This window comes from Microbacterium luticocti DSM 19459 (assembly GCF_000422405.1).
Taxonomy (GTDB): domain Bacteria; phylum Actinomycetota; class Actinomycetes; order Actinomycetales; family Microbacteriaceae; genus Microbacterium; species Microbacterium luticocti.
Genome location: NZ_AULS01000001.1, coordinates 241,554 through 255,014, shown reverse-complemented (window position 1 = coordinate 255,014; position 13,461 = coordinate 241,554). Strand labels below are relative to the sequence as shown.

13 protein-coding genes and 1 tRNA gene are annotated in these 13,461 nt (G+C 70.0%); 13 read left to right on the top strand and 1 reads right to left on the bottom strand.

The window, feature by feature from the left end:
* Positions 1-2 precede the first annotated feature (2 nt).
* From H577_RS0101295 to serA, 4 genes are all read left to right on the top strand, one after another.
* The gene (locus H577_RS0101295; protein ID WP_051191567.1) at positions 3-791 is read left to right on the top strand and encodes a copper homeostasis protein CutC; all 789 of its coding nucleotides are present in this window, start codon (positions 3-5) and stop codon (positions 789-791) included.
* A gap of 10 nt (positions 792-801) precedes the next feature.
* Positions 802-1,365: a hypothetical protein gene (locus tag H577_RS0101290; RefSeq protein ID WP_036283251.1), complete on the top strand. Its 564-nt coding sequence runs from the start codon at positions 802-804 to the stop codon at positions 1,363-1,365.
* Complete coding sequence (locus H577_RS0101285; protein ID WP_029144411.1) at positions 1,362-1,706, top strand: hypothetical protein; 345 nt, start codon at positions 1,362-1,364, stop codon at positions 1,704-1,706. The genes H577_RS0101290 and H577_RS0101285 overlap by 4 nt, the downstream gene beginning before the upstream one ends.
* A 126-nt stretch (positions 1,707-1,832) precedes the next feature.
* Positions 1,833-3,437, top strand: a complete 1,605-nt coding sequence (gene serA / locus H577_RS0101280) for a phosphoglycerate dehydrogenase (protein WP_029144410.1) — start codon at positions 1,833-1,835, stop codon at positions 3,435-3,437.
* 18 nt (positions 3,438-3,455) lie between these two features.
* Here the strand turns inward: serA and H577_RS0101275 are convergent, their stop codons facing one another.
* The gene (locus tag H577_RS0101275) at positions 3,456-4,001 is read right to left on the bottom strand and encodes a TetR/AcrR family transcriptional regulator (protein ID WP_029144409.1); all 546 of its coding nucleotides are present in this window, start codon (positions 3,999-4,001) and stop codon (positions 3,456-3,458) included.
* A gap of 79 nt (positions 4,002-4,080) precedes the next feature.
* Between H577_RS0101275 and H577_RS0101270 the strand changes: the two genes are divergently transcribed.
* From H577_RS0101270 to H577_RS0101230, 9 genes are all read left to right on the top strand, one after another.
* Positions 4,081-5,619 (top strand): MFS transporter, encoded by a 1,539-nt coding sequence (locus tag H577_RS0101270; RefSeq protein ID WP_029144408.1) that lies wholly within the window; start codon positions 4,081-4,083, stop codon positions 5,617-5,619.
* A 16-nt stretch (positions 5,620-5,635) separates the two neighbouring features.
* Entirely contained in the window at positions 5,636-6,688 is a 1,053-nt protein-coding gene (locus tag H577_RS0101265) for a 3-isopropylmalate dehydrogenase (protein WP_029144407.1), read from the top strand.
* A gap of 44 nt (positions 6,689-6,732) precedes the next feature.
* The gene (locus H577_RS0101260) at positions 6,733-7,824 is read left to right on the top strand and encodes a branched-chain amino acid aminotransferase (protein WP_029144406.1); all 1,092 of its coding nucleotides are present in this window, start codon (positions 6,733-6,735) and stop codon (positions 7,822-7,824) included.
* A 203-nt stretch (positions 7,825-8,027) separates the two neighbouring features.
* Entirely contained in the window at positions 8,028-8,795 is a 768-nt protein-coding gene (locus H577_RS0101255; protein WP_029144405.1) for a fumarylacetoacetate hydrolase family protein, read from the top strand.
* A 7-nt stretch (positions 8,796-8,802) separates the two neighbouring features.
* Positions 8,803-10,062: an MFS transporter gene (locus H577_RS0101250; RefSeq protein WP_036283248.1), complete on the top strand. Its 1,260-nt coding sequence runs from the start codon at positions 8,803-8,805 to the stop codon at positions 10,060-10,062.
* A gap of 12 nt (positions 10,063-10,074) precedes the next feature.
* Positions 10,075-11,589, top strand: a complete 1,515-nt coding sequence (gene gltX / locus H577_RS0101245; RefSeq protein ID WP_029144403.1) for a glutamate--tRNA ligase — start codon at positions 10,075-10,077, stop codon at positions 11,587-11,589.
* Between the two features lie 115 nt (positions 11,590-11,704).
* Positions 11,705-11,776, top strand: a tRNA-Gln gene (locus H577_RS0101240).
* Positions 11,777-12,001: 225 nt separating this feature from the next.
* Positions 12,002-12,535: a type IV toxin-antitoxin system AbiEi family antitoxin domain-containing protein gene (locus H577_RS0101235; RefSeq protein WP_029144402.1), complete on the top strand. Its 534-nt coding sequence runs from the start codon at positions 12,002-12,004 to the stop codon at positions 12,533-12,535.
* Positions 12,532-13,452 carry a nucleotidyl transferase AbiEii/AbiGii toxin family protein gene (locus H577_RS0101230; RefSeq protein ID WP_245570302.1) on the top strand — a complete coding sequence of 307 codons (921 nt, stop codon included), beginning with the start codon at positions 12,532-12,534 and terminating at the stop codon, positions 13,450-13,452. Before H577_RS0101235 ends, H577_RS0101230 begins: the two co-directional genes overlap by 4 nt.
* Positions 13,453-13,461 lie beyond the last annotated feature (9 nt).

The following is a 13,461-nucleotide window of genomic DNA, read 5'->3' as shown; positions in this document are numbered from 1 at the left end:
GTATGACCCCCGCCACCGAGCCCGCAGCCCGCCCCGCCGTCGAGATCGCCGTCGAGATCGCCGTGCAGGACCCGGCCGGCGCCCGTGCCGCGTGCGGGGCCGGCGCCGACCGCGTCGAGCTGTGCCAGGCACTCGGGACGGGCGGGCTCACCCCGTCGATCGGCACCGTCGAGCAGACGATCGCCGCGGTCGGCGCCGACCGCATCGCACCCCTGGTGCGCCCGCGCGGCGGAGGGTTCGTGTACGACGCCGACGAGGTCGCCGTGGTTGCCGCCGACATCCGCCGGCTGTCTGAGATGGGCGTGGCCGCCCTGGTGGTGGGATGCCTCACCCGCACCGGAACCGTCGACCTCGACGCGCTCGCCCGGTGGCGGGATGCCGCGGCCGGCACGCCGCTCGTCTTCCATCGCGCCGTCGACGTCGCGCCCGACCCGACCGCGCTCATCGACCCACTGATCGAGGCGGGCGTCGTGCGCGTGCTCACCTCCGGAGGAGCCGCCCGCAGCATCGACGGCGTCGCCGTGCTGCGCGCCCTCGTGCACCGGGCCGCGGGCCGGATCGAGATCATGGCGGGCGGAGGCATCCGCACCGCCGACATGCCCGACATCGTCCGCACGGGCGTCGACGCGGTGCACCTGTCGGCCCGGGCGGCCGCCGCCGATGCGGCACCCAGCGGACCCGGCGGAGGAGCCGACGCCCACGACGTCACCGATCCGGCGCTCGTGCACAGCGCCGTCACCGCGGTGCACAGCGCCGTCGCCGCCGTGCGCGACGCACACGCTCGCGCCTAGACTGACCTGCATGTCCGATCCCACCCCGCCCGACGACGACGAGGCCCTGCGCTGGGACGGTGACGACGAGGCGCGACCGACGCTGCCTGCCGGCTGGCACGCCAAGGGCCGCGGCGCCGACCTCGTCGAAACCGAGGGGGAGCCGGCTGCGGGGGAGCTGACATCCACCGCGGCCGACACCACCGCGTTCGACGCCACCACATCCGACACCGCCGCGGCCGACACCGCCGCGACCGGTCAGACGGAAGCGACGGCATCGGGTGAGCCGGCGCCTGCGGGCAACGCCGCACTCATCGCCCTCGGCATGCTCGGCGGCGTGTATCTGCTGTTCACGATCGGCTGGGTCGTCGGCGGCCTGCGGCTGCAGCCGGTCGCCGTGCGGGGACTGCTGGTCTCGCCCGCCGCATACATCCCGGCTTTCGTGCTCGCCGTCCTGGCCCCGGCGTTGTGGTTCGTGGTGACCCTGGTGCTCACCCGCCGCCGCGCGGCCTGGGCGCGGTTCGTGTGGCTCGCCGCCGGCGTGCTGCTGCTGGTGCCGTGGCCGTTCGTGATGGTCGGGGCGGTGGGGCAATGAGCGAGCAGGTGCGGCAACGACCGACGATCCCCACATGGCTCGCCGCCGTGATCTCGGGCGGCTTCGGCCTGTTCTACGCGTACGCGGTCTGGAACGCCGTCGCGTTCCTGGTCGCACAGGCCACCGGCCCGCTCGGCCTGAACGGACTGGGCTGGGCGCTGCTGCTGTTCGCGGTGGTGTTCCCGATTGTCGTGTTCGCCGCGGCGTTCGCCCTCGGTCTACGCCGTGGTGCCGGGGCCCTGGCGCTGCTCATGCTCGTCGGTCTCGGCCTGGTCGCGGTGTTCTGGCTGAACGTGCTCGCGTACTCGTGGTCGGGCGGCGCGTCGCTGGTCGGCGGCTGAACGTCACACGGTCGGGGGCGACCGGTACGCCGCGATAGGCTGGCACCGTCCCGCCCGCGTGCGGCGCGGCATCCTCCCACACCGTCGTCGTCGCGCGTGCGACGCCTTTTGCCGAAGGACCCGTCTGTGACCAAGCCCGTCGTCCTGATCGCCGAACAGCTCTCTCCCGCGACGGTGGACGCACTCGGGCCGGATTTCGAGATCCGACAGGTCGATGGCACCGACCGTGCCGCGCTTCTGTCCGCCCTCGCCGACGCCGACGCGGTGCTGATCCGTTCGGCGACGAAGATGGATGCGGAGGCCATCGCCGCCGCGCCGAAACTCAAGGTCATCGCCCGCGCGGGCGTCGGCCTGGACAACGTCGACATCAAGGCCGCGACCGCCGCCGGGGTCATGGTCGTGAACGCACCGACCTCCAACATCATCTCGGCCGCCGAGCTGACCGTCGCCCACATCCTGAGCCTGGCCCGCCACATCCCCGCCGCCGATGCGTCGCTGACGCGCGGAGAGTGGAAGCGCAGCGCCTACACCGGCACCGAGCTGTTCGAGAAGACCGTCGGCATCATCGGCCTCGGCCGCATCGGCAGCCTCATCACCGAGCGACTGCGCGCGTTCGGCGTGCGCGTCATCGGGTACGACCCGTACGTCACCCCCGCACGCGCCCAGCACCTGCAGGTCGAGTTGCTGCCGCTGGACGAGGTGCTGCGACAGAGCGACTTCGTCACCGTGCACATGCCGAAGACCCCCGAGACCACCGGCATGATCGGCGCCGAGCAGCTGGCCATGATGAAGCCGACCGCGGCGATCGTCAACGTCGCCCGCGGCGGGCTGATCGATGAGGACGCCCTCTACGACGCCCTGACCGGCGGCGTGATCGCCGGTGCCGCCCTCGACGTGTTCACCTCCGAGCCGCCCGCAGAAGGCGGCTCGGCACAGCGGTTGCTCAGCCTGCCGAACGCGGTCGTCACCCCCCACCTGGGTGCGTCCACCTACGAGGCGCAGGAGAAGGCGGGCATCTCGGTCGCCCGTTCGGTCAAGCTCGCGCTCGAGGGCGACCTCGTGCCCGACGCCGTGAACGTCGCCGGCGGTGTGATCGACCCGTTCGTGCGGCCGGGCATCGCCCTGGTCGAGATGCTGGGCCAGTTCTTCACCGGGCTCAGCGAGAGCGCACTGACCAGCCTCGACATCGAGGTGCGCGGCGAACTGGCCGCCTACGACGTCAGCGTCTACCGGCTGGCCGCCCTCAAGGGCATCTTCACGAACATCGTCAGCGAGAACGTCTCGTACGTGAACGCTCCGCTGTTCGCCGAGCAGCGCGGCATCGAGACCCGCCTGATCGTCGAGGCCGACAGTCCGCTCTACCGCAACATCACGATCCTGCGCGGCTCGCTCGCCGACGGGTCGGTGCTCACCGTCGCGGGGACGCTGGCCGGCACGCGCATGGTGCCCAAGGTCGTCGGCGTGAACGGCTACGAGATCGAGGTGCCGATCGAGCGTCATCACCTCGTCATGCGCTATGCCGACCGTCCCGGCATCGTCGCGATCTACGGCCGGTTGCTCGGCGACGCCGGCATCAACATCGCCGGGTTGCAGGTCGCGCACCCCGATTCCAGCGGCCGCGCGCTGTCGGTGCTGACCGTGGACTCGCCGGTACCCGACGAGATCGCCGAGGGCATGCGTGAGGCGATCGGCGCCGACCTGCTGCGCCAGATCGAGATCACCGAGTCCTGAGCGCGCACGCGCGCGCCGTCACGGTCGGGTGACGTCGCGCACCAGGGCGGCGAGCGCATCGAGATCGGCGCCGGTGGGCACCACCGAGCCGGATGCCGTCGCGTCGAGCAGGTTGTTGAAGTAGAGGCCGTCCGAGACGAGCAACACGAGATTCAGCGCCGCGTCGTCACGCACATGCGGCCGCACCGCGTCCGCCCACCGCTCCCGCATCCGCTGCAGGGCGTGGCCGGCGGCGGGGTTGCCGGCCTGCGCCAGCCGTGACACCGCCAGCACGGCGCGGTCGAGCGGGTCGCCGACCGAGAGCGACGAGCGGATGTAGTACTCCACCGGTCCCTCCGGCGCCGACGTGATCTCGGCGACGTCCTCGTCCACCAGCGTGTTCAGGCGCTCGATCAATCCTGCTTCGAGGGCGTCCTTCGACGCGAAGTGATAGAGCAGGCCGCCCTTCGAGACGCCGGCGGCGCGGGCGGTGGCATCCATCGTCGCGCCCCGCTCGCCGTCGGCGATGAGGATCTGCTCGAACGCGTCGAGCACGCTCTCGCGGGCGCGGGGAGGGCGGCTCATGGTCTCGATGCTATCCGGACGGGCATATCTGATACTATACCGGCTGGACGGTACAGTATGCCGTCGGAGGGTACGAGAGATGACGACCACAGTGACGGCGCAGACCGCCGACCTGGCACCGCGTGCGGGATGGCGCGGCTGGACGGCGTTGGCGGTGTTGATGCTGCCGGTGCTGCTGGTCTCGGTCGACAACACCGTGCTCAGCTTCGCGCTGCCGATGATCTCGCTCGAACTCGAACCGACGAGCGTCGAGCAACTCTGGATCATCGACGCCTACCCGCTCGTGCTCGCCGCGCTTCTGGTCACCATGGGCACCCTGGGTGATCGGTTCGGGCGGCGACGGATGCTGCTGATCGGGGCCACCGGGTTCGCCGTGGTCTCGGCGGCCACCGCATTCGCCCCGAGTGCCGGCTGGCTCATCGCCGGCCGCGCCGGCGCGGCGGTCTTCGGGGCCATGCTGATGCCGGCGACCCTCTCGCTGATCCGCACGATCTTCGCCGACCGGCAGCAGCGCCGCCTGGCGATCGCGGTGTGGGCGGCGATGTTCTCGGCCGGGTCGGCGCTCGGTCCGATCGTCGGGGGTTTCCTTCTCGAACACTTCGCCTGGGGCTCGGTGTTCCTGATGGCGGTGCCGGTGCTCATTCCGCTGCTGGTGTGCGCCCCGCTGCTGGTGCCCGAAAGCCGTGACCCGCGCCCGGGCCGCATCGACCCGATGAGCATCCTGCTGTCGATGGGCACCATGGTGCCGATCGTCTACGCCATCAAAGAGATGGCGGTCGTCGGACTGGGCGGACTCGTGCTGCCGCTGCTGGTGATCGGCGCGGTGTTCGGGATCATGTTCGTGCGCCGTCAGCTGCGCTCGCACGCGCCGATGCTCGACATGGCGCTGTTCCGCAACCGCGCGTTCAGCGGGGCCCTGCTCGTGAACCTGCTCAGCATCGTCGCACTGGTCGGCTTTCTGTTCTTCGTCGCCCAGCACCTGCAGCTGATCATCGGGCTCACCCCGATGGAAGCCGGGTTCGCGCTGGTGCCGTCGCTGGCGGCGATGATCGTCGCGGGGCTTGTCGTCGTGCCGATCTCGTCACGACTGCCCGCGCGGCTGATCGTGCCCGGAGCCCTGGTGTTCTCGGTCATCGGCTACGTGGGCATCGCGCTGACCACCGGACCGAACACGCTCTGGCCCACGATCCTGGCCTCAGTGAGCCTGGGCATCGGTGTGGGCATGGCCGAGACGGTCTCGAACGAACTGATCGTCTCGTCGGCTCCCGCCGACAAGGCGGGCGCGGCCAGTGCCGTCTCAGAGACCGCCTACGAGGTCGGTGCCGTGCTCGGCACGTCGATCATCGGCGGGCTGCTCACGGCGGTGTACCGGGGCACCCTCGCGATCCCGCAGGGTGTGCCCGCCGACCTGGCCGAGGCATCCCGGCAGACACTGGCCGGCGCCGTGCACGCCGCCGACACCATCGGGGGTGAGCTGGGTGCCGCGCTGCACGCGGCGGCGGCGTCGGCGTTCGACACCGGAGTGGTCGCCGCGGGCCTGATCGGGGCGGGGTTGGTCGTCGTGGCCGGGGTGATCGCGGCCACTACGCTGGGAGGTGGTCGCCGCCGCGCCGAATGAGTCGTCAGGAGTGCACATGTCGCGTGTCGTGAAGCTTGCCGTCATCGCCGGAGACGGCATCGGACCGGAGGTCGTCGCCGAGGCCGAGAAGGTGCTGGATGCCGTCACCGCAGGCTCCGACATCCGCTTCGACAAGACCCGCTTCTCGCTCGGTGCCGCCCGCTACCTGCAGACCGGCGACACCCTGACCGACGACGACCTGAACGCGATCAAGGCGCACGATGCGATCCTGCTCGGCGCGGTCGGGGGGATGCCCGGGGACGAGCGGCTGAAGGACGCCAACATCGAGCGCGGGCTGCTGCTGCGGCTCCGGTTCGAGCTCGACCATTACGTGAACCTGCGCCCCGCGAAGCTGTACCCGGGCGCACCCGGGCCGCTCGCGAACCCCGGCGAGGTCGACTTCGTCGTGGTGCGCGAGGGCACCGAGGGACCGTACGTCGGCAACGGCGGCTCGATCCGGCGCGGCACCGCGCACGAGGTCGCCAACGAGACATCCGTCAACACCGCCTTCGGTGTGGAGCGGGTGGTGCGCTACGCGTTCGAGATCGCCGAGCGCCGCCGCAAGCGTCTCACCCTCGTGCACAAGACGAACGTGCTGGTCAACGCCGGGTCGCTGTGGAAGCGCATCGTCGACGAGGTGGCCGCCGAGCATCCCGATGTCGCCGTAGACTATCTGCACGTCGACGCCGCGACCATCTTCTTGGTCACGAACCCCTCGCGGTTCGACGTGATCGTCACCGACAACCTCTTCGGAGACATCATCACCGACCTTGCCGGCGCCGTCACCGGTGGCATCGGCCTCGCCGCATCCGGGAACATCAACCCCGACGGCGCGTACCCGTCGATGTTCGAGCCCGTGCACGGATCGGCGCCCGACATCGCGGGAAGCCAGAAGGCCGACCCCACCGCCGCGATCCTGTCGGTCGCCCTGCTGCTCGAGCATCTCGGGCGCACCGACGAAGCCGCCCGCATCACCCGTGCGGTCGAGGCCGACATCGCCGGCCGGGACGGCTCGGCCCGCACCACCGCGCAGATCGGCGACGCGATCGCCGCGTCGGTGCAGGCGTAATCTGAAGGAATTCGAGCCTCGCGCTCATCGACGACGGGAAAGACATGACCGCTGACACCTCCACTGCCTCACTCGCGTTCACCGTGACCCGCAACCCGGCCGCCGTCGAGCCCGCACGGCGGGCCGAGTTGCTGCGTGAACCGGCGTTCGGCACCGTGTTCACCGACCACATGGTCGGCATCACCTGGACCGAGCAGGACGGCTGGCACGACGCCCGGGTGCAGCCCTACGGACCGCTCGCGCTCGACCCGGCCGCGGCGGTGCTGCACTACGCGCAGGAGATCTTCGAGGGCATCAAGGCCTACCGGCACGCTGACGGCTCGGTGCACACGTTCCGTCCCGACCAGAACGGTGCCCGCATCCAGCGCAGCGCTCGGCGCCTGGCCCTGCCCGAGCTGCCGGTGGACGTGTTCGTGCAGTCGCTGCGCGAGCTGATCGCCGTCGACGGCGACTGGGTGCCGTCCGGCGCCGACCAGAGCCTGTACCTGCGGCCGTTCATGTTCGCGTCCGAGCCGTTCCTGGGCGTGCGCCCGGCGCACGAGGTCTCGTACTACGTGATCGCCAGTCCGGTCGGCGCCTACTTCAAGGGCGGGGCCAAGCCCGTGTCGATCTGGCTCAGCGAGGACTACGCGCGGGCCGGCAAGGGGGGCACTGGGGCGGCCAAGACCGGTGGCAACTACGCCGCCAGCCTGCTGCCGCAGGCCGAGGCGTACGAGCAGGGCTGCGACCAGGTGGTGTTCCTCGACCAGGACCGCAACGTCGAAGAGCTCGGCGGCATGAACATCGTGTTCGTCCGCAAGGACGGCACGCTGGTGACACCGGCATCCGACTCGATCCTCGAGGGCATCACCCGTGCCTCGCTGCTGCAGCTGGCACGCGATCGCGGGCATGCCGTCGAGCAGCGCCCGGTCTCGATCGACGAATGGCGCGAGGGTGTGGCATCCGGCGACATCGTCGAGGCGTTCGCATGCGGCACCGCCGCCGTGGTCGCGCCGATCGGAGTGCTCAAGGGCCGCGACTTCACGCTCGAGCAGCCGGCCGGCACACTGGCGCTCTCGCTGCGTGAGGAACTCACCGACATCCAGTACGGCCGTCGCGAAGACCGGCACGACTGGCTGCTGCGCCTCGACGCCTGACCGCGTCGCGCACCGCTCGTCCCGCGCGCGCAGCCTCGGTCGCGTCGCGTCGCGTCGCGTCGCGTCGCGCCGCGGCGTGGCACGCCCCGCGAGCGCAGCCTAGGACGCCCCGCGCCGCACCTCGGTTGCGCCGCGCGCGCAGCGCGTCGGAACGGCTTCCGGCGACGACATCCGCTGTCGCACCGGGTCGATAGGCTTGTGCGGTGAGAATCGCTCGATTCAGCCATCAGGACGGCATCCGATACGGCATCGTCGACGAGACCGAGCTCGTGGTGCTGGACGGCGACCCGATGTTCGCCGGGTTCGACACCACGGGGGAGCGCATCCCACTGGCGGACGTCGCGCTGCTGGCACCGGTGATCCCACGGTCGAAGGTGGTGGCGATCGCACGCAACTACCGCGATCACGCCAGCGAACTGGGCAACGAGGTGCCGCCCGAGCCGATGCTGTTCCTCAAGCCCAACACCTCGGTGATCGGCCCCGGCGACTCGATCGTGCTGCCGGCGCAGTCGCAGCGGGTCGACTTCGAGGGCGAACTGGCCGCGGTCATCGGCACCATCGCCAAGAACGTGCCCGCCGAGCGCGCCCTCGACTACGTCTTCGGCTACACCATCGCCGACGACGTCACCGCGCGCGACCTGCAGCGCGCCGACGGCCAGTGGTCGCGGGCGAAGGGCTTCGACACGTTCTGCCCGCTCGGGCCCGCGATCGAGACCGAGTTCGACCCGACCGGCGACGCCGTGATCACCACCCGCGTCGACGGCGAGGTGCGCCAGCAGGGGCCGATCTCCGACATGATCCACTCGGTGGCCGACATCATCGCGTACGCGTCTGCCGCGTTCACGCTGCTGCCCGGCGACGTGATCCTGACCGGCACCCCGGCCGGCGTCGGACCGTTCACCGCGGGGCAGACCGTCGAGGTCGAGATCACCGGACTGGGCGTGCTGCGCAACCCGGCGCGCTCCGCGTGAACGCCGCATGAGCACCGCCGCGCTGGACACGCTGCCCGACCCCGAACGGCTGCAGACGATCCGCCGCCGCACCATCTGGGTGCTGTCGCTGGGGCAGGTGCTCGGCGGGCTCGCGTTCGGTGCGACCGTGTCGCTGGGCGCCGTGCTGGCCGCGAAGCTGTCGGGTGACGAGGCGCTCAGCGGCTGGGCGACGGCCGCGGTCACCCTGGGCACCGCGTTGACGGCGGTGCCTCTGGCATCCCTCGCCCGTCGTGGCGGGCGCCGGCCCGCGCTGGCGACGGGGATGCTGGTGGCCCTGGCCGGCGTCGGCATCGTCGTCGCGGCTGTGGGACTGGACGTGTTCTGGCTGCTGATCACCGGGTTCGTGCTGATCGGGGCCGGCCAGGCGGCGAACCTGCAATCGCGGTTCGCCGCCGCCGACCTGGCCACCGACGCCTCGCGGGCGCGTGACCTGTCGGTGGTGGTGTGGGCCACGACGATCGGTGCGGTGCTCGGACCCAACCTGATCGGGCCGGGCGAGGCGCTCGGCGATGCGCTGCACATGCCCGCGCTCACCGGACCGTACCTGTTCACGGTCGCCGCGCAGGGGCTGGGAGTCGTGCTGTACCTGGTGGCGCTGCGCCCCGACCCGTTGCGGCTGGCGCAGCGGATCACCGCGCACCACGCGGCTGCCGCACGGGCGGTGGCGCACGCGGATCGGCCCGTGGTGGCGCGGTATGCGATGCTCGCGATCGCCGGCGCACACGGCGTGATGGTGTCGGTGATGGCGATGACTCCGGTGCACCTGGTCCACGCGGGCGCGACCCTCGAGATCATCGGGCTCACCATCAGCCTGCACATCGCGGGCATGTACGCGCTGTCGCCGGTGTTCGGCATCCTCGCCGACCGGCTGGGCCGGGTGGCGCTGATCCTTCTCGGTCAGGTGCTGTTGGTCGGTTCGCTGGTGACCGCGGCGGTCGGGCAGCACTCCACCGGGGCGGTCACCGTGGCGCTGGTGCTGTTGGGCCTGGGTTGGAGTGCGACGACCGTGGCCGGGGCGGCACTTCTGACCGAGGCATCCGCCGAACACGTGCGCACCCGCCGGCAGGGACGCAACGACCTGGTGATGAGCCTGGTCGGTGCGGTGGGCGCGATCGTGGCGGGGCTGGTGCTGTCGTGGACCGGGTACGGGGGACTGGCGCTGTGCGCGCTGGCGATCGTGGCGGTGGTGGCGGCGCTGTCGCCGCTGGGTGTGACGCGGCGGGGGAGCACGGAGCCCGCCGCCTAGACTTGAACGGATATGGCTACCGTTCATCCCCTCACCACGACCGCTTCGGGCGCCGATGTGCGCGTTCGCTTCTGCCCCTCGCCGACGGGTCTGCCGCACGTCGGCATGGTGCGCACCGCCCTGTACAACTGGGCGTATGCGCGGCACACCGGCGGCAGGCTGATCTTCCGCGTGGAGGACACCGATGCCGCACGTGACAGCGAAGAGAGCTACCGGCAGCTGGTCGACGCGCTGACCTGGCTGCGGATCGACTGGGACGAGGGGGTCGAGAAGGGCGGACCGCACGAGCCGTACCGGCAGTCGCAGCGCACCGAGATCTATGCCGAGGTGCTGGCGAAGCTGATCGACGCGGGGCTCGTGTACGAGAGCTATTCGACCGCCGAAGAGATCGACGCCCGCAACGAGGCGAACGGGCGGGCGAAGCAGCTCGGCTACGACAACTTCGACCGTGACCTGACCGACGAGCAGAAGGCGGCGTTCCGCACCGAGGGGCGTGAGCCGGCGTGGCGGCTGCGGGTGCCGGACGAGGACCTGACCTACGTCGACCTGATCCGCGGCGAGGTGACGTTCCCGGCGGGGTCATTCCCCGACTTCGTGCTGGTGCGCGCGGGTGGCAAGGCGCTGTATCCGTTCACGAATCCGGTGGATGACGCGCTGATGGGCATCACGCACGTGATCCGCGGTGAGGACCTGATGCCGTCCACGGCGCGGCAGCTGGTGCTGTACGACGCGCTGATCACCGCGGGCGTGACGACGTTCATGCCGCGGTTCGGGCACATGCCGCTGGTGCTGGGCGAGACGGGTACCAAGAAGCTGTCGAAGCGTGACCCGAAGGCCGACCTGTTCTTGCAGCGCGAGAAGGGGTTCATCCATGAGGGGCTGCTGAACTACCTGGCGCTGCTGGGCTGGTCGATCGGTCCCGACCGTGATGTGTTCTCACTCGAGGAGTTCATCGCGGCGTTCGACATCGCCGATGTGAACCCGAACCCGGCACGGTTCGATCAGAAGAAGGCCGAGGCGATCAACGGCGATCACATCCGGTTGCTCGACGGCGCGGACTTCGCCGAGCGGATCGTGCCGTACCTGCAGCAGGCGGGGGTGGTGGGGCCGGATGTCTCGGATGAGCAGCAGTCGCTGATCCGGGCGGTGGCGCCGCTGGTGCAGGAGCGGGTGCAGCTGCTGGGGGAGGTGCCGGGGCTGGTCGGGTTCTTGTTCACGGATGCCGTCGAGTACGCCGACGACGCGATGAAGGGCCTGCCGGGCAACGCCGCCGAGGTGCTGGTGGCGTCGGTGGCGGCGCTCGAAGACGTGCCCGAGGCGGAGTTCACCGCGGCCGCGGTGCAGGAGGCGCTGTCGACCGCGCTCGTGGAGGGGTTGGGCCTGAAGCCGCGGGTCGCATACGGCCCGTTGCGCGTGGCCGTGACCGGTCGCCGGGTGTCGCCGCCGCTGTTCGAGTCGATGGAACTGCTGGGCAAGGCGGAGTCGATCCGGCGTCTGGGCGCGCTCGTGGAGCGGTTGGCGGGCTGAGGCGCGGGCGTGCGGGCGCGCCGCGGGCGGTTGACACGCGCGGGTTGCACGCGTTTTGCCGGGCGCGCCGGCGTCGTCTAGACTGGATCCTCGGTACGACTTCGGTCGGAACCGGTGGGGTATGGTGTAATTGGCAACACGGCTGATTCTGGTTCAGTTGTTCTTGGTTCGAGTCCAGGTACCCCAGCAACAAGTCGCTAGAGTTCTCTAGGAAGTCCGGCTCCCTCCTTACCCCCGTCAATTGGCTCGATCTGGCGTCTCCTGGCCAGAAACGTTCATGAGGTGCGTCTCGCCCTCGTCTCTGCTGATGAGGTACGCACTCACCCCCGTGTACGGGCTTCGCGCTAGCATGGCTGTGCATGCAAGCCAATTGCGTACCATTTATAGTACGGTATTGTCAGGAGGTGACCCCGTGGGTTATCGCCAGGATCTGTGGGAGATTGCCGCATCGCGCAACGGTGTAGTGACCGTCGCCGAGGCGGAGGACGCGGGCGTACCCGCCGTCGAGGTGCGAAAGCTCGCTGCTCGCGGTGCTCTCCGCGGATACGGGCAGGGTGTCTACACGCATCGCGACGTCCCGACGACCCCGTTCACCGAGCCGACGGTTGCCGTGGCTCTTGCTGGGGAAGGCGCGTTCCTGAACCGCGAGTCCGTGCTCGATCTGCTCGGGCTCGGGCAATTCAATCCGCCAAAGGTGCGCGTGGGCACGCGTCGCCGCGTGCGGCGCAGGCTGCCGGAGTGGATGGAGTTGGAGAACCGGCCCGACGTCCCCGATGAGGATCTCACGAACTACGAGGGCGTTCTAGCCACGACGGTTCGGCGGGCGCTAGAGGACATGCGTGATCGGATGCCGCCAGACCGATGGGAGGCCGTGGCCGATGAGGCGCTCAGGCGAGGCTTGATCGGGGAGCAGGACACGGCTGTGTGGAAGGCGGTGTCGGCGTGAGCGAAGTGACCCCGCCGCTCAACGTGACGCAGCTCAATGCTCGGCTCGCCCAGGTCGCCGCCGAACTGGGTATCCCGGTTGCGCGTGCGCGGGTGATGCTCTGCACGCTGATCGTGTCGCAGATGCTTCCCGATGCTGTCGCCGTCAAGGGCGGCATGGGTGTGAAGCTGCGCTTCGGGGAGCGTGGCACGCGCGCCACCTCCGACCTCGATGTCTCCACCCGCGTCCGCGGTGAGGAGTTCGAGCAGGCGTTCCGTACGCGTCTGGCCGAGGGATGGGGAACAGTCCCGGCATCGAAAGGCGCGCTGCGTCGCGACCCGGATGCGCCGCATCGCGTCGCGTTCACCGCGAGCGTTCGGGCCGTGAAGCTCCATGACCCGGGGCTCACTCGACCGGAGTATGTGATGCACCCGTACCGGGTATCGATCGCGTTCCTCGGCAACGCCTGGGGTGCGCTCGATGTCGAGGTCTCCGATCCTGAGATCGATCCGAACGCGCACACACGGAAGGAAATCGATGGGGAGCTCGTGCAGTTCGGAGCCTACTTCGGCTTTGGTGATCTGCAGCCCGTTGAACTGGTCGATCTGGAGTATCAGATCGCGCAGAAGCTCCACGCTGTCACCGATCCCGCCTACGAACGAGCACACGACCTGGTCGACCTGCAACTGCTATGGGGCGCTGATCCCGATCTGACTGTCCTGCAGAGACTGTGCGAGCGGACGTTCGACTGGCGACATCAGCAAGCCTGGCCGCCGCTCCCATTGCGTCCGATGGGCGGCTGGAAACTCGCGTACGCCGACGCGCGGGCAGAGACTGAGGTCGGCGGCACGACGCCGGTATTGCCCGACATCGCTACGGCGCGTGAGTGGCTGACGCAGGTCATCAAGGTCATTTCTTCCTCGCCTGTTCTCGATTGAAGACACAGA